Below are 18,929 nucleotides of genomic sequence, written 5' to 3' on the forward strand. Positions count from 1 at the left end.
CGGCCCCTTAAATCACAGTTAGAGAACCTTTGACAGGAAGCCCTGCGTGCGCTCGTGCTGCGGATTGCCGAGGACATCCTCCGGCCTGCCCTGCTCCACCACCACTCCGCCGTCCATGAAGACCACCCGGTCGCCGACTTCGCGGGCGAAGCCCATCTCGTGGGTTACCACCATCATGGTCATGCCGTCGCGGGCGAGCTGCTTCATCACGTCCAGCACGTCCCCGACGAGCTCAGGGTCGAGCGCGCTGGTGGGCTCGTCGAACAGCATCATGTCCGGGTCCATGGACAGCGCGCGGGCAATCGCCACACGCTGCTGCTGGCCGCCGGAAAGCTGCGAGGGAAAGGCGCCTGCCTTCTCGGCGAGGCCAACCTTGGCGAGGTTCCGCCGCGCGACTTCCTCAGCTTCTACCCTCCCGCGCTTCTTAGCACGGATCTGGGCAAGCGTTAGGTTGCGCAGCACGTTCAGGTGCGGGAACAGGTTGAACTGCTGGAAAACCATTCCGATGCGGGTGCGGACCTTGTCCAGGTCGGTGTCCTCGTCGGTGATGTCAACGCCCTCGACCATGATGGTGCCCGAGGTCGGCTCCTCAAGCCTGTTGACGCAGCGCAGCAGCGTGGACTTGCCCGAGCCCGAAGGGCCGATGACGCAGACCACCTCACCCTGGTCCACATGGAAATCAATGCCCTTGAGCACTTCGTTGTCCCCGAAGGACTTATGCAGATCGCGTACCTCGATGGCGGGCACATCAGTTCTGCGGTGCGGTTCGGCCATGGCTTATCGGCCTCTCTTGTTGTGGCGTTCCAGCTTGGCAACCAGCTGGGTCAGGGGGAGGGTGATGACCAGATACATGAGTGCGGCGAGCACCAGGGGTGTGGCGTTGGCCTGTGATGACACGGAGTCACGGGCGAAAGTGGTGAGTTCACGGTCGCTGAGGGCCATACCGGCGATGAACAGCAGCGAGGTGTCCTTGATCAGGATGACCAGCTCATTGGTCAGGGGAGGCGTGATGATCCGGAAGGCCTGCGGTAGAACCACTGACACCAGGGTCCAGGACGGGCGCATGCCCAGTGAACGGGCTGCTTCGACCTGGCCCTTGGGTACGGCTTCGATGCCGGCGCGGATCGTTTCGGCGATGTAGGCGGCGGCAACCACGATGAGCGCGATCAGGCCGGCTCCGGCACTGCCGCCCGGAGGACGCCACTGGAAGGCGATCGGAACCGCGAAGGCGAATCCGAAGATCACCAGCAGGGCGGGGAGGCCGCGGAACAGTTCAATGTAGGCGGTCGCCAGCCAGCGGTACGGGCCGACTGGCGAAAGCTTCATCAGGGCGAGGATGAGCCCGCCGATCATGCCTCCGACGAAGGCGATTGCCGTATAGACGACCGTATTTTTCGCAGCGGTGGTGATGACCCCCGGGAAGGCCTGCGCGGCGACGTCAAGATCGAAGAAGTTTGAGCGGATCGCTTCCCAGTCCGCCAGGAACACAACCACGGCGAGGGCGATGATGAAGATGGCATAGAGGACACCCCGGAAGAGCCGCTTACGGGTGGTGGGTTTCACGTGTTTATTACCTATCTTTCGGGAGGTGAACACAGCTGCGGCAGTTCCAGAACCTGGAACTGCCGCAGATCCGTGGAGTGGTTACTTCTCCTCGAAGTAGGTGTTGTAGATCTCGTCGTACTTGCCGCTGTCCCGCAGCTCACCGAGCTCGGTGTTCACAGCTTCGACGAGGGCCTCGCTTCCCTCCTTGGGGAACGCGAAGCCATACTGCTCGTCCGTCTCGAACTCGGCGGCGATGGTGTATGCACCGTCCTGGGTGTGGTTCAGGTTTACGGGCAGGTCCTGAAGGATCGCTGCGACGTTCCCGGCCTGCAGCGCTGGATAGAGCTCAGCGTCGCTGGGGAATGCCACTACCTCGGTGTCGGCGGGGACGTTGTCGCGGGCGTATGCCTCACCGGTGGTGCCCTGCTGAACGCCCACGGATTCACCCGCAAGGTCCTCCAGGGAAGCGATGCCCGAGTCCTCCGGAACCAGCAGCGACTGCAGCGAGTCGTAGTACGGCTCCGAGAACGTCAGGTTCTCTTCACGGTCGGGGGTGATGGTCATGGCGCTGGCGCCGACGTCGCACTGGCCCGCGGCAAGCACGGCGCCCGACTGGAGTCCGTCGAACCCAACGTCCTGCACGGTGAATTCAAGGTCAAGGCCGGCGGCGATTTCCTTCATCAGATCCATGTCGAATCCGACGTATTCGCCGTTCTCCTCGTACTCGAAGGGCTCGTAGGGGATGTCGGAGCAGACAGTCAGAGTGCCGGGGGAGACGAGGTTCAGTTCGGAGCCGCCTCCGGCTGCCTCGCCGCCCTCCTCGGGCTCGGTGCCGCCGCCGCAGGCGGTGAGTGCCAGGGTGCCGATTGCCATAACGGCAAGCGACTTGGAAATCTTCGAAAACATGCAGTACCTCAGCTCAGGACGGAGTAAGAAAACGTCATGGACGATTCTAGCTGTTATGGAGATGTGCATCACAGGCTACAGCCATTGCCTATTGGTAACCAACAGCTCCGGACGAAAGATCAGGATCGTGATGGTGCCCGCAGGCCGAGCGCTTCGATCATGGGCCGGAACTTGCTCCACGTTTCCGCGAGTTCCGCCACCGGCTGAGAGGCCTCAACGATGCCGCAGCCCGCGTACATCCGCACCCGCGTCGGCGTCTCGACGACCGCGCCGCGCAGGGCGATGCCCCACTCGCCGCTTCCATCGGCGTCCATCCAGCCCACCGGCCCGGCGTACGGGCCTCGTTCAAGATGCTCCAGTTCGCGGATCAGCTCACCGGCAACCGTGGTGGGCGTGCCGCACACCGCCGCTGTAGGATGCAGGGCCTCGACCAAGGCCAACGACGACGGCACGTTGCCGTCGCTGTCCTCCGCAAGTTCGGCGGTGACATCGGAAGCAAGGTGCCACACGTTCGGAAGCTCGAGGACGAAAGGCTCGCTGTGTGAGGTCATGGTCCGGGTGAACGGTTCCAACTGCCGGGTGAGGGAGTCGATGGCGATCTCATGTTCGTGTTGCTGCTTTTCCGAGCCGGCCAGCACCCGCTCCGCGTAGCCGCTCTCACCCGCGGGTGCCGAGGACCGGTCAAGGGTGCCCGCCAGAACCCGGGCGCGGGCAGTGTGGTTCTCGACCTTGATGAGCATTTCCGGCGTGGAACCGATGAGGCCGTCCACCGAGTAGGTCCAGCAATCGGAGTACCGGACAGCGAGCTCGCGCAGCACCTGCGCGGCGGAAACGGGCGAACCGAGCTCGGCAACTACGTCCCGGGCCAGGACGAGCTTGCTCAGCTCGCCCTCACGGATGTGCGCGACGCCGCGACTGACCGCCGTCATCCACTGCTCTTCGGTCAGGATGCCCGGAGCCAACTGGTCGTCGGGGCAAGGCTTCCGTTCCGGCTCGACCTCGTCAAGGTAGGCGGCAAGCTCCGCTTCCGCGGCGGAGGCACTCAACTCGGCGCCGGCGTCGTCCGTAATGTACGTGAGCCAGCTCTTTCCCTCACTGCTGCCGACAATGATCCGCGGCACAATCAGGCGGGAGAGGTGGCGGGAGGTTTTCGAGAAGGCGAAGGAGCCGAACGACACCAGCCCGGTGCCGGGCTGGCTGAGGGGATTGACGACGGCGGCTGCTGCGGCGACGCCACGCCACCATGCCTGCGCTTCGGCGAAGCGGCCCGGTCCGGAGGTGGTGAAGCGCGCCGCTTCACCGAAGCCCACCAGGCCCCCGCCGCGGCGGATCCATGTATGGACATCATTGCGCACCACGTAATCGAGGAGGCCGGTGTCCAGCTGAAGGTCGCCCCGCTCGAAGGTGATGCTGCGAAGGGCCGGCGCCTGGTTCAGCGGCGTCGCCACTGCAGCAGGGGACGGAATGCTCATGATGCTCTAGCGTACTCCCGCGCGCTGTCCTCCCTGCTCAGACCAGTCCCTGTTCGATTGGGGGTGCGGTTCAATGTTTGAGACAATAACGGGGTGAATCGAGCATCGCTGGATAAGCGTCCCGAGGAAGTTGCCGCCATGTTTGACGACGTGGCGCCCAAATACGACGTAGTGAATGACGTGCTTTCGCTGGGGCAGACCCACCGCTGGCGGCGTGTTGTGGTGGACGCCGTGGATGCAGGTAAGGGCGACCGGGTGCTTGATCTCGCAGCCGGTACGGGCACCTCCAGCGAACCCTTCGCTGATGCCGGCGTGCACGTTGTCGCGTGTGATTTCTCACTCGGAATGCTGCGGGTGGGCAAACGCCGCCGTCCGGACATCGACTTCATCGCCGGTGACGCCACCAACCTGCCGTTCGCTGACAACTCCTTCGACGCGTGCACCATCTCCTTCGGGCTGCGCAACGTCGACCGCCCCACGAAGGCGCTGGAGGAAATGCTCCGCGTCACCAAGCCGGGCGGACGCCTCGTGATTGCCGAGTTCTCGCAGCCCACCGTTCCCCTCTGGCGCACCATGTATACCGAGTACCTCATGCGGGCGCTCCCGGCGATCGCCAGCAAGGTCAGCTCCAACCCGGACGCGTACGTTTACCTCGCCGAATCCATTCGTGCCTGGCCCAACCAGGACGAGCTGGCCGCGTGGATCACCCAGAGCGGCTGGGAGTCGGTCGCCTACCGCAACCTGAACGGCGGCATTGTGGCCGTGCACCGAGCCACCAAGCCGGAAGCCACCATCACCACGACGGCGGCCGCGTCCCAGACCCGCCAGCGCCGCCGCAGCAGCAGGGCCGCAAACTAGGTGTCCGTCCTTATCATCGGCGCGGGGCCGGCCGGATCCACCGCTGCTTACTACCTCGCTGCCGCCGGGATCGAAACAACCGTTGTCGAGAAGACGTTCTTCCCCCGCGAGAAGGTGTGCGGGGACGGCTTCACGCCGCGCGCTGTGCGGGAGATACAACTGCTGGGATTGCCGCACGGCGAAGAACTCGGGTGGCGGCGGAACATGGGACTTCGGCTGCTGGCCGGCGGCAGAAAGGTCGAACTGCCCTGGCCTGAGCTGTCCGACTTCCCGTCCTACGGGCTGGTGCGCACGCGGCTCGGCTTCGATGAGCAGCTTGCCTCGCACGCCCGGTCCGCCGGTGCGCAGATCCTCGAGGGCCACTCGGTCACGGAAGCGGTACGGGACCAGGCCGGGCGGGTGACCGGCGTCGTCGTGAACGTCCTCGGCCCTGACGGGCGGCGGACCGGCGAGCAGAAGACCCTGAGCGCCGACGTTGTGCTGGCGGCGGACGGTAACTCGACCCGGACGGCCGTGAGTCTTGGCATGGCCAAGCGGGACGACCGGCCACTGGGCGTCGCGGTGCGGACCTACTTCACGAGCCCCCGCCATGAAGACCCGTGGATGGAGGGCTGGCTGGAACTGCCGGACGCCTCCGGGAAGCCTCTGCCCGGTTACGGCTGGGTGTTCGGCGTGGGCGACGGGACATCCAATGTGGGGCTGGGAATCCTGAACTCCTCGGCGTCGTTCGGCAAGCTCGACTATAGGCAGGTGCTGCGCGACTGGACCGCCGGGATGCCCGCCGACTGGGGGTTCACAGAGGAGAACCAGGTCGGCGAGATCCGCGGTGCGGCCCTGCCGATGGGGTTCAACCGGACACCGCACTACTCGCCGGGCATGCTGCTGCTAGGAGACGCCGGCGGCATGGTGTCGCCGTTCAACGGCGAGGGAATTTCCTATGCCATGGAGTCGGCGCGGTATGCGGCCGAGTTCATCGAACGGTCTCTCACGGTGGACCCGGGGCTTGCGCGTGACAACGTGCTTTCGGGATACGCGCCGTACATCCGCGACCAGTGGGGTAGCCACTTCACCCTCGGCCGGGTCTTCGCCGGGCTCATCGGCAAGCCGGCTATCCTGCGGCTCGCGTTGCGCACAGGTATGCCGATCCCGGTGCTGATGCGCTTCGTTGTTCGGATGCTGGCTAACCTGACCGACTCCGGGGGCAAGGGATTCGAGGATCGACTGATCCATGTGCTCGAAAGCCTCGTACCGGCGACGAACAACCAGTCGGTTCCTGCAAGCCGATAACGCCTATCGTGCTCCCAATGTTCAGTGCCCTTTCTGCCCGATGCTCGCTGCGCTCCCTCGCCCGATAGCGCCCATCGTGCTCCCAATGCTCGCTGCGCTCGCATCGGGTCCCTCGCCCGATAGCGCCCATCGTGCTCCCAATGCTCGCTGCGCTCGCATCGGGTCCCTCGCCCGATAGGCTTAGACCCATGACGGATTCCCCCCAAACCAGCTGGACCAGCGCTGGCCATCCGCGCCCGCTCATCGACGAGCTGGAGCCGAGCACCGGCGTGATCGCCACGGGGCTCCGCCTGCCCGCGGGTTTCGCCCTGATTGCTGAGGATCCGGAGCTTGGCCCGGCCGTGTCAACGTGCCTCGCCAAAGTCGAGAAACAGCTTCGGGAAGCCATCTCGAGTTCCGACCCGCTGGCCGACGCCACCTCCCGCCACCTCGTGGAAGCAGGCGGCAAGCGAATCCGTCCGCTCCTGACCATCCTGGCTTCCCACCTCGGGGACCCGACCAAGCCGGAAGTGGTGGTTGCCGCCGTCGTCGTGGAACTGACGCACCTGGCAACTCTGTACCACGACGACGTGATGGACTCCGCGCCATACCGCCGCGGTGCTCCGACGGCACACGAAGTGTGGGGTAACTCCGTAGCAATCCTGACCGGTGACCTGATTTTTGCCCGGGCGTCGATCCTGGTCTCTGAGCTGGGCTCCCGTGCTTTGGGTATTCAGGCACGTACGTTCGAGCGGCTCTGCCTCGGCCAGCTGCATGAGACCGTTGGTCCCCGCGACGGCGAGGATCCGGTGGAGCACTACCTGTCGGTCATCGCCGACAAGACCGGCTCTCTGGTTGCGGCGTCCGGACAGCTCGGGGCGATTTTCGCGGACGCGCCGGCGTCGGCTGTTGATGTCATGGTGTCCTACGGCGAGAAGGTCGGCGTGGCGTTCCAGCTGGCCGATGACGTCATCGATGTCACCGGGCTGAAAGCGAAGTCCGGCAAGTCCCCGGGTACCGACCTGCGCGAGGGCGTACCCACGCTGCCCGTACTCCTGCTGCGCCAGGCAGCTGCTGCCGGCGACGAGTCCGCACAGCGCGTACTGGAACTGGTCGACGGCGACCTGACCTCGGATGAGGCCCTTGCAGAAGCCGTGTCGGCGCTCCGTGAGCACTCGGCCACTCGCGAGGCCTGGACCGTTGCGCAGCAGTGGGCGGAAGACGCAGTATCCGCACTCGACCCGCTGCCCGACAGCATGGTCAAGACTGCGCTGGCCAGCTTCGCGCAGGCGGTTGTCAGCCGCGACGTCTAGCCGACGCGCTCCATTCCCCATCCCGGCGCTGGCCTGCTTGTGCCGGATTCCCCAGCTTGTCGCCGGTATCGCCGGTATCCCGCTGGAAAATCGGCGTGTCGCTATGCGACACGCCGAGTGATGGCCAGAAGCTGGGGGAACCGGGACGCTCGATGATGCGAATCCCGGAAAGAGGACGAACTAGAGGCCCAGTGCCTTGCGGAGCTCAGCGGCCTTGTCGGCACGAATCGCCGGGTCAACGATGGGCCGCCTCGGCGTGAAGTAGAAGCCGTCGTCGTGCCAGCGGGGGAGCACATGCTGGTGGTAGTGCCAGACGTGCTGGCTGCCGGCGGGTTCGTTGTGCTGGCGGGTTGATACGCCGTCAGGGTTCCACGCGCGCTTGATGGCGATCGCCATGTCGCGGGTAACGGTCATGATGCGGCCGGCCACGTCGTCGGGCAGTTCGTACAGCAGTTCATAGTGGGCGCGCGGCGTCACCAGGACATGACCGGGGTTCGGCTCGAAGCCGTGGGAGGCGATGAACGCCAGAACCAGGTCATCCGAGTAGATCAGGTCACCCGGCTCGCAGAGGTTGGACGCAAACCGGAACTCTCCCGAGGCCAGGTCACAGAACGGGCACTCGTATCCCTTGGGAGCGTGGGTGGTCCAGGTCATTCCGCCTCGTCATCGAACACCCAGTCGAACATGTCTAGCATGAATTCGCTGAAGGTTCCTTCCTCGTTCTTCCAGGAACCGCGGGCGTTGTTGCGCCGCCAGACGATCGGATCCGGGACGGTCAGCTGGTCGGCCTTGACACCCCAGACGAACTTTTCATCGACATCTTCCATAAACAGCAGGAAGCCGTCCTCGATCTCGAGCTCGTCCGGATCCCACACGTAGTGGAACGCTTCCATGAGGTCCTCGGACGCGCCGACGGCGAGGTAGAACTCGTGCATGGCCATCGGGAGCGGGAAGTCCTGGCCCTCGCGCAGCTCGGCCAGTTCGTCTTCCGACAGGCCGTCCTCCGCGACCCAGGGCTCCTCGAAGTAAACGGGTACGAGGGCGCGGAATTTATCCAGGAACAGCTCGGTCACAGTGGCTCCAGGTGAGGTTGGGGGATGGCTCAATCCTATCCCGCCCGGGGAGGCGCTGAAGGACGCGGTGAACGGGTCGCCAGGGGTGCATGCCATCCCGCCCGCCAGGCGAGAACCCGGAGGAGGAACACCAGCCCCGCGACGGTCACTCCGGTCAGGACGTTGAACAGTTCCAGCTTCGCGAGCACAACAGTGAGGGCTGCCCCGAGAAACGCGGGCAGCGCGTAGATGTCTCCCGGGTTGAACAGTTGCGGCACCTCGTTCGCGACGACGTCCCTCAACAGTCCACCCCCGACGGCGGTAGTCACGCCGAGCAGTACTGCCGCCACCGGATTCCATCCTGCGTTGATAGCCTTCAGGGCACCGACAATGCAGAACAGCGCCAATCCTCCGGCGTCGAACAGCACCAGGAGACTGGTCACCTTCTCGAAGCGCGAGTAGAGGAAGTGAACCAGAATGGTGGCCAGTGAAGGCGGCACCAGGTACAGGGGATTGGTGAACGCCACGGGGTCGACGCCGATTATTACGTCCCGGGCGACACCCCCGCCGAGCGCGGCGAGGGAGGCCAGCAGGAGCGAGCCGATGAGGTCGAATCCTTTCCGCGCGGCCAGCAAAGAACCGGACACAGCGAAAAAGAAAACGCCGAACAGGTCAAGGATCAGCGCGGCGTTCATGGGGTCAATTCGTTACGGGACACAACTGTCAATAGTCGCAGGCGGGTGCTTCAATGGCCAACATGCATTCGTCTAACCAACCCGTCCTGATCGCGTGTTCACACGGCACCAGCAGCGCCGAAGGGCAGGCTGCCGTCAACGGGTTGCGGGATGAGATGCGTGCCCTTCGTCCGGAACTCGACATCCGGGAAGCCTATGTCGATGTTCAGCAACCGGACCTCCCTGAGGTGGTCGCCGCGCTCCCGGACGGGCCTGCCGTCATCGTGCCGCTGCTCCTGTCGGTGGGTTACCACGTGAAGGTGGACATCGCCGAGGCGGTGCAGAGCCGGCCGGGCACGTATGCGGCCGCTCCGCTGGGACCCGACCCCCGGCTGGCTGAGCTGTTGCAGCAACGGTTGGAAGAAGCCCAGGTGGAGCCGGATGACGCCGTCGTCCTTGCTGCGGCGGGTTCTTCGGACGCGTGTGCCGGTGTGGATGTCGAGGAGCTCGCGGCGCAACTCGCGGAGGTGCGCCCGGGCCGGATCGTCGTTGGGTACGGTGCAAGCGCACGTCCCTCCGTGCCGGAAGCGGTCGCAGATGCGCAGGAAGAGGCTGCCAGTCCGGCCATCGCTTCCTACCTGCTGGCTCCCGGCTACTTCCATGACCAGCTGGCAAAGGCGGGGGCAAGCGTCGTGAGTGCTCCGCTGCTCCCGTCCAGGGCCGTTGCCGAGATTGCGCTCGCCCGTTACGACGACGCCGTCAGCCGTCTTGAAGCGCCGGACCCCAACAGGGACTGCGGCAGGCCCTGCAGGTCCCTCGTCAAGGTGTGCGCCCGCCCGTAGCGGGGCGATTTTTGGAGACGCGGCTCGCCGTGTCAATACCCTGACGCCTTTGTGACGTGCTGTGTCGTCACGTGAACGGGTGTTGCCGACCCTTTGAAGGGCCTCTCGCCCCGGTCCTACTGTCTTTACATGACGAGTTCAGTCGCGACCACAGACACCACCGACACTGCGCGGAAACCCCGCGCGAACAGGCCTGCCGCCAAGCCGCACGGCCAGTGGAAGGTTGACGGCACCACGCCCCTCAACGCCAATGAAACGTGGAAGCAGGAAGACAACGGGCTCAACGTCCGTGAGCGGATCGAGACGATCTACGCGAAGAACGGTTTCGACTCCATCGACGGCACGGACCTCCACGGACGCTTCCGCTGGTGGGGCCTCTACACGCAGCGTCGGCAGGGCATCGACGGCGGCAAGACGGCCACACTTGAACCGCATGAACTCGAAGACAAGTACTTCATGCTCCGTGTGCGCATCGACGGCGGCGCTCTGACCACCGAGCAGTTGCGGGTCATCGGCGGCATTTCAACCGAGTTCGCCCGCGACTCCGCTGACATCACCGATCGCCAGAACATTCAGCTGCATTGGATCCGGGTCGAGGACGTTCCGGAGATCTGGAACCGCCTCGAGGCAGTCGGTCTCTCCACAACGGAGGCCTGCGGTGACGTTCCCCGCGTGATCCTCGGTTCGCCTGTGGCCGGCATCGCCAAGGACGAAATCCTCGATCCAACTCCGCTGATCCATGAACTCAGCGAGCGGTTTATCGGTGATCCTGAGCTGGCGAACCTCCCGCGCAAGTACAAGACGGCAATCACCGGCCACCCGAGCCAGGACGTTGTACACGAGATCAACGACTTCGCCCTGGTGGGCGTGGTCCACCCCGAGCTCGGTGCCGGCTATGACCTCTGGGTCGGCGGAGGGCTTTCGACCAACCCCCGGCTCGCCGAGCGGCTGGGCGTCTTCGTTTCACCCGATGTCGCCGCCGAGGTATGGCTGGGTGTGACCAGCATCTTTCGTGACTACGGCTACCGTCGCATGCGCACCAAGGCTCGCCTGAAGTTCCTCCTGAATGACTGGGGTACCCAGCGGTTCCGCCAGGTCCTCCAGGACGAGTACCTCGGCTTCGAGCTCCCCGACGGCCCGGCCGCACCCAAGCCCGACACCCCGGGCGACCACGTAGGCGTTCATGAGCAGAAGGACGGCAGGTTCTTCATCGGTGTCGCACCGACCGTGGGCAGGGTCTCCGGAACCATCCTCACCTCGCTCGCGGACACTCTTGAGGCACACGGCTCCACCCGTCTGCGCACCACGCCCCACCAGAAGCTTGTCGTCCTTGACGTCGAGAAGGACCAGGTGGAGCCGCTCATTACGGAACTCGACGCGCTTGGGCTGTCCGCCCGTCCGTCGCTGTTCCGTCGCTCAACCATCGCGTGCACCGGCATTGAGTACTGCAAGCTCGCGATCGTCGAAACCAAGGTCACCGCGGCTACGGCCATCGCGGAACTCGAGCGACGTCTCGCAGACCTCGTCGACGCCGGCACGCTCACCCAGCCGATCGCGCTGCACATCAACGGCTGCCCCAACTCCTGCGCCCGCATCCAGACGGCGGACATCGGACTGAAGGGCATGATGCTTCCCACGCCCGACGGTGACCCCACGCCGGGCTTCCAGGTTCACCTCGGCGGCGGACTGGCTTCCGTGGACCGGGGCGAGGCGGGCCTTGGCCGCACCATCCGCGGGCTCAAGGTGACCGTCGACAACCTGCCCGACTACGTTGAGCGCGTGGTTCGCCGATACGCGGCAGGCCGGCATGAGAACGAGACCTTCGCCCAGTGGTCACACCGGGTCGATGAAGGAGTACTGCAGTGAGCCTGTCACCGGAGAATGTCGAACTTGACGCCGCCAAGCAGCCCCGGCGTTCGGACGAAGAGCTGAAGGCACTTGCCGCCAAGGGCGCCGAAGAACTCGGTTGGGATTCCTCCGCCGATCAGGTAATCGCCTGGGTTGCCCGCAACTTCGACCTGTCCCAGGCCGCCGTGGCATGCTCCATGGCCGACGCCGTCCTCCCGCACCTGGTCTCGCAGCAGTTCCCCGGTGTGGACGTACTCTTCCTTGAGACCGGCTACCATTTCACCGAAACGCATATCACCCGCGACGAAGTAGCCGATCAGCTCAACATCACGATCGTCAACGTCATGCCTGAACTGACGGTGGCCGAACAGGATGCAACCTACGGGAAGGACCTGTTCAACAGGGACCCAGCCCAGTGCTGCGCCCTGCGCAAGATGGACCCTCTCAAGAAGGCGCTCTCCGGCTACGAGGTGTGGTTCACCGGAGTCCGTCGCGACGAGGCTCCCACGAGGACCAACACGCCGCTGGTCACCTGGGACCGGGTGCATAATCTGGTCAAGATCAACCCGCTGGCAGCGTGGACCTTCGATCAATTGCTCGATTACGCCGGTGAGCACCAGGTCCCGGTGAACATGCTCCTGTCCAACGGATACCCCTCGATCGGTTGCAAGCCCTGTACCCGTCCGGTAGCTCCAGGAGAAGACCCGAGAGCCGGCCGCTGGGCCGGCCTAGCGAAGACAGAGTGCGGAATCCACCAATGAGCCATTCAACTCAGACCATTGAGGACGCGCGCGTGAAGACTGTGAATAGTGAAGCTACGGCGAAACGACTCAGCAGCCTCGACGCGCTCGAGTCCGAAGCCATCCACATCATCCGCGAGGTGGTTGCGGAGTTCGAACGCCCCGCCCTGCTGTTCTCGGGTGGCAAGGACTCCGTCGTCATGCTGCACCTGGCGACGAAGGCCTTCTGGCCCGGCAAGGTGCCGTTCCCGGTGCTGCACGTCGATACGGGCCACAATTTCCCCGAGGTCATTGAGTTCCGTGACCGAACAGTTGAGCGGCTCGGGATTCGCCTGGTTGTCGGCTCCGTCCAGGAGTACATCGACCACGGCGAGCTGAGCGAACGCGCCGACGGCACACGCAACCCACTGCAGACCGTCCCGTTGTTGGACACCATCAACACCAACCGGTTCGACGCCGTCTTCGGCGGGGGCCGCCGCGACGAGGACAAGGCCCGCGCCAAGGAGCGGATCCTGAGCCTGCGTGACGAGTTCGGGCAGTGGGATCCCCGCAATCAGCGGCCGGAGCTGTGGAACCTGTACAACGGCCGGCACACCGTGGGCCAGCACGTGCGGGCATTCCCGATCAGCAACTGGACCGAGTTGGACGTCTGGCGCTACATCGAGCGGGAGAACATTGAGCTCCCCGGCCTGTACTACGCCCACGAGCGCGAGGTTTTCCGCCGCGACGGCATGTGGCGTGCGGTCGGTGAGGTTTCCCAGCCGACTGAGAAGGAGACCGTGGAAACGCGCACAGTCCGCTACCGCACGGTCGGTGACATGTCCTGCACCGGAGCAGTCGAATCAGACGCAGCGACCGTCGCGGAAGTTGTACGCGAAGTCGCCCTCAGCACACTCACCGAACGCGGCGCCACCCGCGCGGACGACCGGATCTCGGAAGCCGCGATGGAAGACCGCAAGAAGGACGGCTACTTCTAATGGCTACCCCCACCGCTGTTGAGACAGCACTCGAGCACTCCACCCTGTTTCGGTTCGCTACTGCGGGCTCCGTCGACGACGGTAAGTCCACCCTCGTGGGCCGCCTGCTGCATGACAGCAAGTCAGTCCTCGCAGACCAGCTCGACGCCGTTGCCCGCACCTCCGCCGAGCGCGGTTTCGGCGGGGAGCGCGGCGGCCTGGACCTCGCGCTGCTGACCGACGGTCTCCGGGCCGAGCGCGAGCAGGGCATCACGATCGACGTCGCCTACCGCTACTTCGCCACCGCGAACCGCACGTTCATCCTCGCGGACACTCCGGGACACGTGCAGTACACGAAGAACACCGTGACGGGCGCATCCACGGCCGATGCCGTCGTCGTACTCATTGACGCACGCAAGGGCGTACTGGAGCAGACCCGCCGCCACCTCGCGGTGGCGCGCCTGCTCCGCGTGGCGCACATCATCGTGGCGGTAAACAAGATCGACCTCGTGGACTACAGCGAGGCCGTTTTCCGCGACGTCGAAGCGCAGCTCAAGCAGGCTGCCCGCGAGCTGAAGGTCGATGAGCCGGCCATCATTCCGGTGTCTGCCCTCGAGGGCGACAACGTGGTGGACCGCTCGGAGAAGACCCCCTGGTACGGCGGGCCGTCGCTGCTGGAGACCCTGGAGCAGCTTCCGGCGCTGGCCGACCTCGAGACGGACATCGAAGCGTTCCGGTTCCCCGTCCAGACCGTCATCCGGCCGCAGGGCGCAGTGGCTCCCGGGCTCGACGCCGATACCTACCGGGACTACCGCGGATACGCCGGGCAGGTGGCGGCCGGGTCCATCCGGGTGGGTGACGCCGTGACGGTGCAGCCCTCCGGACGCGAAACGACCGTTACCGGGATCGACTTCGCCGGGCAGGAACTGGAGGAAGCATTCGCTCCGCAGTCCGTGGTGCTGCGGCTGGCCGATGACATCGACATCGCCCGCGGTGACCTCCTTGCGGAAGCCAGTTCGCCTGATTCGATCTCCCAACTCCCGCAACCCACCCAGGATCTGTATGCGGCGCTCTGCTGGCTGTCGCCGAAGCCGCTGAAAGAGGGTTCGCGGCTCCTCATCAAGCACGGCAGCAAGACGGTCCAGGGACTGGTTCGCCAGGTCATCAACAAGCTGGATCTGTCAACGTTCGCCGATCAGCCGGCGTCGGGCCTGGAGCTCAACGACATCGGGACCGTCCAGATCAGGCTCGCGGCCGCGCTGCCCGTGGACAACTACGTGAACTTCCGCCGCACCGGAGCTTTCCTGGTCATCGACCCCTCCGACGGCAACACTCTGGCCGCAGGACTGGTGGAATCGGACCACCTTGAACTGGCGGCCCGCGAGGACGAACGCTATGACATATGACCCCAAGGGCCCGGTTAACGAAAACCTGATACGTCCGGCGCGGCGTGGAGTCCTGCTGAAGAGCCGCACCGCCGAGATCGCGATCGCCGGCACCGCTGTGGTTGCAGCGGCAACCGGCGCTGCAATCGCTGCCTATGCTTCCTCGGAGGCCGCCGCCGAAACAATGACGACGGCGGCACCCGTTTCCGATGCCGTAGAGGTTCGGCTGGGCTACTTCGGCAACCTGACCCACGCGCCTGCCCTGGTGGGTCTGGAAAACAACTACTTCGCCGAGGAACTGGGCAACACCGAACTGAGCACCCAGGTCTTCAACGCGGGCCCGTCGGCGATCGAGGCGCTGAACGCCGGGGCCATCGACGCCACCTTCATCGGCCCCAATCCGGCGATCAACTCCTATGTCCAAAGTAACGGTGAGTCACTGCGGATCGTGGCCGGTGCCACCTCAGGAGGCGCTCAACTCGTGGTGAATCCCGAGATTGATTCGGTGGACGATCTTGAAGGCGTCACACTTGCCACGCCGCAGCTCGGAAACACCCAGGACGTTGCCCTGCGAGTATGGCTGGACGAACAGGGCTACGAAAGCCGGATTGACGGCGGTGGGGACGTCGCGATTGTGCCAACGGAAAATGCAACCACGCTTCAGCTGTTCCAGAACGGCGATATCGCGGGAGCCTGGCTGCCTGAACCCTGGGCCTCCCGGCTCGTGGTCGATGCCGGCGCCGAGGTACTCGTCGACGAGGCAGAACTGTGGCCGGAGGGCAAGTTCGCCACAACCGTCCTGGTAGTAAGCAAGCAGTTCCTCGCCACGCACCCGGACCAGGTGGAAGCTCTCCTGCGTGCGGAAGAGCGGGCCATTACCTGGCTCAATGAAAACCCGGAGGAAGCCCCGGCACTCATCAACGAGGGTCTTGAGGCGGCGAAGGCCAAGCCCCTGGCCGCGCCGGTCCTCGAACGCGCACTTGAGAACGTCACCTTTTCCCAGGAACCGCTCGCTGACGTGTTGGCGCAATTGCTTGAGGACGGCGTTCAGGCCGGCACCACCGCGGATGCCGACATCAAAGGCGTCCTGGACCTGCGCCTGCTCAACTCGCTTCAGGAGGAAGCCGGACGCACAGCGTACGACGACGCCGGGCTCGGCGCCGGAGTGACCTCGCCATGAGCGCGGCGCAGATTGAAATCACCGGGCTGTCCAAACGGTTTTCCGACGACGCGCCGCTGGTGCTTGAGGATGTTAACCTGCGGGTCCGGAAGGGTGAGTTCTTGGCGCTCCTTGGGGCTTCCGGCTGTGGCAAGTCCACGCTCCTCAACCTGATTGCGGGACTGGAGGAGCCGACGTCGGGCACCATCGCCTCGCCGAAGGCAGCGTTTATGTTCCAGGATGCGTCCTTGTTCCCCTGGCTGTCGGCGCAGGCCAACGTGGAGCTCGCGCTGCAGCTGCGCGGGGCAACCAAGTCCGAACGGCGCACGGAAGCCGTACGGCTGCTGGAACTGGTTCACCTTTCCGACGCCGCACACAAGCGGCCGCACGAACTGTCGGGCGGCATGCGCCAGCGTGTAGCGCTTGCGCGTTCGCTCGCACAACACCGCGACGTGCTCCTGATGGATGAGCCGTTCGCGGCGCTCGACGCGATCACCCGCGACCTGCTGCATGACGAGCTGGAGCGGGTCTGGAGGGAAACCGGGCGCACAATCGTGTTCATCACGCACAACGTCCGCGAGGCGGTTCGGCTGGGTCAGCGGGTGCTGCTCATGTCCTCCCGTCCCGGTCGTGTTGTTGCCGAGTGGGCAGTGGAGGAGCAGGATCACGCGGCTCTGACCGCGGAAATCACCACGGAGTTGCGTAAGGAGATCCGGCGCCATGCAGCCTGAATCGACACTCGTTCAGCGCGGGGCTTCGACCGGTGACGGTACTCCGACCGACAGCTCCCTTCTGACGCCTTCCGATGATGACCGGGCGCTGGAGAAGGGCCTCGACGCTCTCCAGCAGGAGACGCGCCCCCAGTCCTCCTGGAGATCCAGCCTCTCCAAGGCGTTCCTGCCGGTAGCGGCGCTGGCCGCTGTCATTTACGTATGGCAGATGTATGTGTGGATCGCGCGGCCGCGGCCTGATCAGCTTCCTGGGCCGCTCGATGTGTTCGGTACCCTTGGCACCCTCTGGCAGAACGGCGATGCGGTTGAAACCGTCCTCACCAGTCTGCAGCGCGGCGTCGTCGGCTTTGCGATCGCTGTGGTGATCGCGACGCCGCTGGGTCTGCTGCTTGCCCAGAGCAAGGTGTTGCGGGGTGCCTTCGGGCCGCTGATTTCCGGCCTGCAGGTGCTGCCTTCGGTGGCGTGGGTTCCCGCCGCCGTTATCTGGTTCGGGCTCAGCGACGCGACCGTGTATTTCGTGGTGCTGATGGGCGCGATCCCGTCGATCACCAACGGACTGATTGCCGGCGTCGACCATGTTCCTGACCAGCACCGCCGTGTTGGGCACGTGCTTGGCGCGAGCCGGTGGGAACTTGCTACCCGCATCATCCTTCCCGCAGCCCTGCCGAGCTACGTATCCGGCCTGAAGCAGGGCTGGGCTTTCTCCTGGCGGTCGCTGATGGCTGCCGAAATCATCGCAACCGGCGGAACCCTCGGCTTCGGTCTTGGCGCCCTGCTGGACCAGGGACGGCAATTCTCTTCCATGGCCACGGTCATCGCAGCCATTCTGCTCATCCTGTTCATCGGGATCGTGGTGGAGCTGCTTATTTTCGGCCCGCTCGAACGACGACTGCTGCGCCGCCGCGGCCTGCTCACCGGAGGTTCACGATGACCTACCCCATCGGACTGCAACTGCGCGGCCGCCGCGTGCTCGTGGTTGGCGGCGGACCCGTGGCCGCGCGCCGACTGCAGGCGCTGCTCGACGACGGCGCCCTGGTCACGGTCGTTGCGCCCTACGCCTGCGAGGACATCACCGATGCCGCTGCCGCGGGCCGGGTGGACTGGCAGCAGCGCGAATACCGCACCGCCGACCTCGACGGCGCCTGGCTGGTCCTCGCCCACTCCGGTTCCGCCGAAGTGCAGGACCGGATCGCCGCCGAGGCCGACGCCGCCCGCATCTGGTGCGTCAAGGGCGGCGACTCCGGAGCCTCCGCGGCCTGGGTTCCCGCCGTCGCACGCATTGATGATGTGACCGTCGCCGTCAACACCCACGGTGACCCGAAGCGTGCCGCAGCCCTGCGCGACGGCGTAGCTGCCGCCCTCGAATCTGGTGAGCTGCCGCTGAGGCGCCACCGCCGCGAGGACGGGCCGGGTTCGGTTGCCCTGGTGGGTGGAGGACCGGCTGATGCCGGCCTCCTGACCACCCGCGGCCGTCGGCTCCTGGCGCAAGCCGACGTCGTGGTGGCTGACAGGCTTGGACCGCGCTCCCTGCTCGCGGGCCTTTCCCCGGCCGTTCAGGTGATCGAGGTGGGCAAGCTCCCCGGCCATCACCCCGTGCCGCAGGATGAAATCAATCGGATCCTGGTGGAGCAGGCGCTGCTCGGCCATTGCGTGGTCCGGCTTAAGGGTGGAGACCCGTACGTCCTGGGCCGCGGCGGCGAAGAGGAAGCCTACTGCCGTGATCACGGCATCCCCGTTGAGGTGGTCCCGGGTGTCACGTCCGCGATCTCGGTGCCGGCCGCCGCAGGAATCCCCGTTACGCACAGGGGAGTGGCGAAGGGCTTCAGTGTCATCACTGGGCATGAAGACATCCGCCTGCAGACCGGGCTCATCCCGCAGGGGAGCGACCACACCCTGATCCTCCTGATGGGGGTATCGCTGCTGCGGTCCTCCGCGGCATCGCTCATCACCGGCGGCCGGGCGCCATCCACGCCCGTCGCAATCATCGAGGACGGGTGGATGGAGTCGCAGCGCGTGACCACCGGCACCCTCTTGACGATCGCCGACCTCGCCGAAGAGCGCGGGGTGAAGTCTCCTGCCGTGATCGTGGTGGGTGACGTCGTCGCGCTTTCTCCCCACTGGGCTCACTAACTCCGTTTTCTGCGCACCCAGCGCACCGAATCATCAGCCCGAAGCAACCCAG

The 18,929-nt window shown here is 65.3% G+C and carries 19 protein-coding genes; 12 read left to right on the forward strand and 7 right to left on the reverse strand.

Going from position 1 to position 18,929, the window contains the following annotated elements:
* Positions 1-18: 18 nt before the first annotated feature.
* The 4 genes from AC5RTB_RS05465 to AC5RTB_RS05480 all read right to left on the reverse strand — a co-directional run bounded on the left by AC5RTB_RS05465 (position 19) and on the right by AC5RTB_RS05480 (position 3,923).
* The gene (locus tag AC5RTB_RS05465; protein WP_494060066.1) at positions 19-774 is read right to left on the reverse strand and encodes an amino acid ABC transporter ATP-binding protein; all 756 of its coding nucleotides are present in this window, start codon (positions 772-774) and stop codon (positions 19-21) included.
* Between the two features lie 3 nt (positions 775-777).
* Complete coding sequence (locus AC5RTB_RS05470) at positions 778-1,563, reverse strand: amino acid ABC transporter permease (protein ID WP_494060067.1); 786 nt, start codon at positions 1,561-1,563, stop codon at positions 778-780.
* A gap of 81 nt (positions 1,564-1,644) precedes the next feature.
* Entirely contained in the window at positions 1,645-2,451 is an 807-nt protein-coding gene (locus AC5RTB_RS05475) for a transporter substrate-binding domain-containing protein (protein WP_494060068.1), read from the reverse strand.
* Positions 2,452-2,570: 119 nt separating this feature from the next.
* Complete coding sequence (locus AC5RTB_RS05480; protein WP_494060069.1) at positions 2,571-3,923, reverse strand: isochorismate synthase; 1,353 nt, start codon at positions 3,921-3,923, stop codon at positions 2,571-2,573.
* A gap of 93 nt (positions 3,924-4,016) precedes the next feature.
* Here AC5RTB_RS05480 and AC5RTB_RS05485 point away from each other — a divergent pair, with 93 nt between their 5' ends.
* From AC5RTB_RS05485 to AC5RTB_RS05495, 3 genes are all read left to right on the forward strand, one after another.
* A complete protein-coding gene (locus AC5RTB_RS05485; RefSeq protein ID WP_494060070.1) occupies positions 4,017-4,781 on the forward strand; it encodes a demethylmenaquinone methyltransferase in 765 nt (254 codons plus the stop codon).
* Positions 4,782-6,068, forward strand: a complete 1,287-nt coding sequence (locus tag AC5RTB_RS05490; RefSeq protein WP_494060071.1) for a geranylgeranyl reductase family protein — start codon at positions 4,782-4,784, stop codon at positions 6,066-6,068.
* 188 nt (positions 6,069-6,256) lie between these two features.
* Positions 6,257-7,360: a polyprenyl synthetase family protein gene (locus tag AC5RTB_RS05495; RefSeq protein WP_494060072.1), complete on the forward strand. Its 1,104-nt coding sequence runs from the start codon at positions 6,257-6,259 to the stop codon at positions 7,358-7,360.
* A gap of 180 nt (positions 7,361-7,540) precedes the next feature.
* Here the strand turns inward: AC5RTB_RS05495 and AC5RTB_RS05500 are convergent, their stop codons facing one another.
* From AC5RTB_RS05500 to AC5RTB_RS05510, 3 genes are read right to left on the reverse strand one after another with little or no spacing between them, the layout of a single operon-like run.
* A complete protein-coding gene (locus AC5RTB_RS05500) occupies positions 7,541-8,014 on the reverse strand; it encodes an HIT family protein (RefSeq protein ID WP_494060073.1) in 474 nt (157 codons plus the stop codon).
* Positions 8,011-8,433, reverse strand: a complete 423-nt coding sequence (locus AC5RTB_RS05505; RefSeq protein WP_494060074.1) for a hypothetical protein — start codon at positions 8,431-8,433, stop codon at positions 8,011-8,013. The genes AC5RTB_RS05500 and AC5RTB_RS05505 overlap by 4 nt, the downstream gene beginning before the upstream one ends.
* A gap of 35 nt (positions 8,434-8,468) precedes the next feature.
* Positions 8,469-9,107 carry a trimeric intracellular cation channel family protein gene (locus tag AC5RTB_RS05510; protein ID WP_494060075.1) on the reverse strand — a complete coding sequence of 213 codons (639 nt, stop codon included), beginning with the start codon at positions 9,105-9,107 and terminating at the stop codon, positions 8,469-8,471.
* A gap of 62 nt (positions 9,108-9,169) precedes the next feature.
* On the opposite strand from AC5RTB_RS05510, the gene AC5RTB_RS05515 reads away from it, so the two are divergent.
* The 9 genes from AC5RTB_RS05515 (at position 9,170) to cobA (ending at position 18,877) form a co-directional block, all read left to right on the forward strand.
* Positions 9,170-9,928, forward strand: coding sequence for a sirohydrochlorin chelatase (locus AC5RTB_RS05515; RefSeq protein WP_494060076.1), 759 nt, complete (start codon positions 9,170-9,172; stop codon positions 9,926-9,928).
* Between the two features lie 129 nt (positions 9,929-10,057).
* Positions 10,058-11,794 carry a nitrite/sulfite reductase gene (locus tag AC5RTB_RS05520; protein ID WP_494060077.1) on the forward strand — a complete coding sequence of 579 codons (1,737 nt, stop codon included), beginning with the start codon at positions 10,058-10,060 and terminating at the stop codon, positions 11,792-11,794.
* Complete coding sequence (locus tag AC5RTB_RS05525; RefSeq protein ID WP_494060078.1) at positions 11,791-12,537, forward strand: phosphoadenylyl-sulfate reductase; 747 nt, start codon at positions 11,791-11,793, stop codon at positions 12,535-12,537. The genes AC5RTB_RS05520 and AC5RTB_RS05525 overlap by 4 nt, the downstream gene beginning before the upstream one ends.
* On the forward strand, positions 12,534-13,493 hold the full coding sequence (gene cysD, locus AC5RTB_RS05530) for a sulfate adenylyltransferase subunit CysD (protein WP_494060079.1): 960 nt from the start codon (positions 12,534-12,536) through the stop codon (positions 13,491-13,493). Before AC5RTB_RS05525 ends, cysD begins: the two co-directional genes overlap by 4 nt.
* Positions 13,493-14,878: a sulfate adenylyltransferase subunit 1 gene (locus tag AC5RTB_RS05535; protein WP_494060080.1), complete on the forward strand. Its 1,386-nt coding sequence runs from the start codon at positions 13,493-13,495 to the stop codon at positions 14,876-14,878. The genes cysD and AC5RTB_RS05535 overlap by 1 nt, the downstream gene beginning before the upstream one ends.
* Positions 14,868-16,037, forward strand: a complete 1,170-nt coding sequence (locus AC5RTB_RS05540) for an ABC transporter substrate-binding protein (protein ID WP_494060081.1) — start codon at positions 14,868-14,870, stop codon at positions 16,035-16,037. The genes AC5RTB_RS05535 and AC5RTB_RS05540 overlap by 11 nt, the downstream gene beginning before the upstream one ends.
* Positions 16,034-16,747 carry an ABC transporter ATP-binding protein gene (locus AC5RTB_RS05545; RefSeq protein WP_494060082.1) on the forward strand — a complete coding sequence of 238 codons (714 nt, stop codon included), beginning with the start codon at positions 16,034-16,036 and terminating at the stop codon, positions 16,745-16,747. The genes AC5RTB_RS05540 and AC5RTB_RS05545 overlap by 4 nt, the downstream gene beginning before the upstream one ends.
* Positions 16,737-17,678 carry an ABC transporter permease gene (locus tag AC5RTB_RS05550; RefSeq protein ID WP_494060083.1) on the forward strand — a complete coding sequence of 314 codons (942 nt, stop codon included), beginning with the start codon at positions 16,737-16,739 and terminating at the stop codon, positions 17,676-17,678. Before AC5RTB_RS05545 ends, AC5RTB_RS05550 begins: the two co-directional genes overlap by 11 nt.
* The gene (gene cobA / locus AC5RTB_RS05555; protein ID WP_494060084.1) at positions 17,675-18,877 is read left to right on the forward strand and encodes a uroporphyrinogen-III C-methyltransferase; all 1,203 of its coding nucleotides are present in this window, start codon (positions 17,675-17,677) and stop codon (positions 18,875-18,877) included. The genes AC5RTB_RS05550 and cobA overlap by 4 nt, the downstream gene beginning before the upstream one ends.
* The last annotated feature ends 52 nt before the right edge of the window (positions 18,878-18,929 follow it).

The organism is Arthrobacter sp. M71 S08, assembly GCF_059089725.1.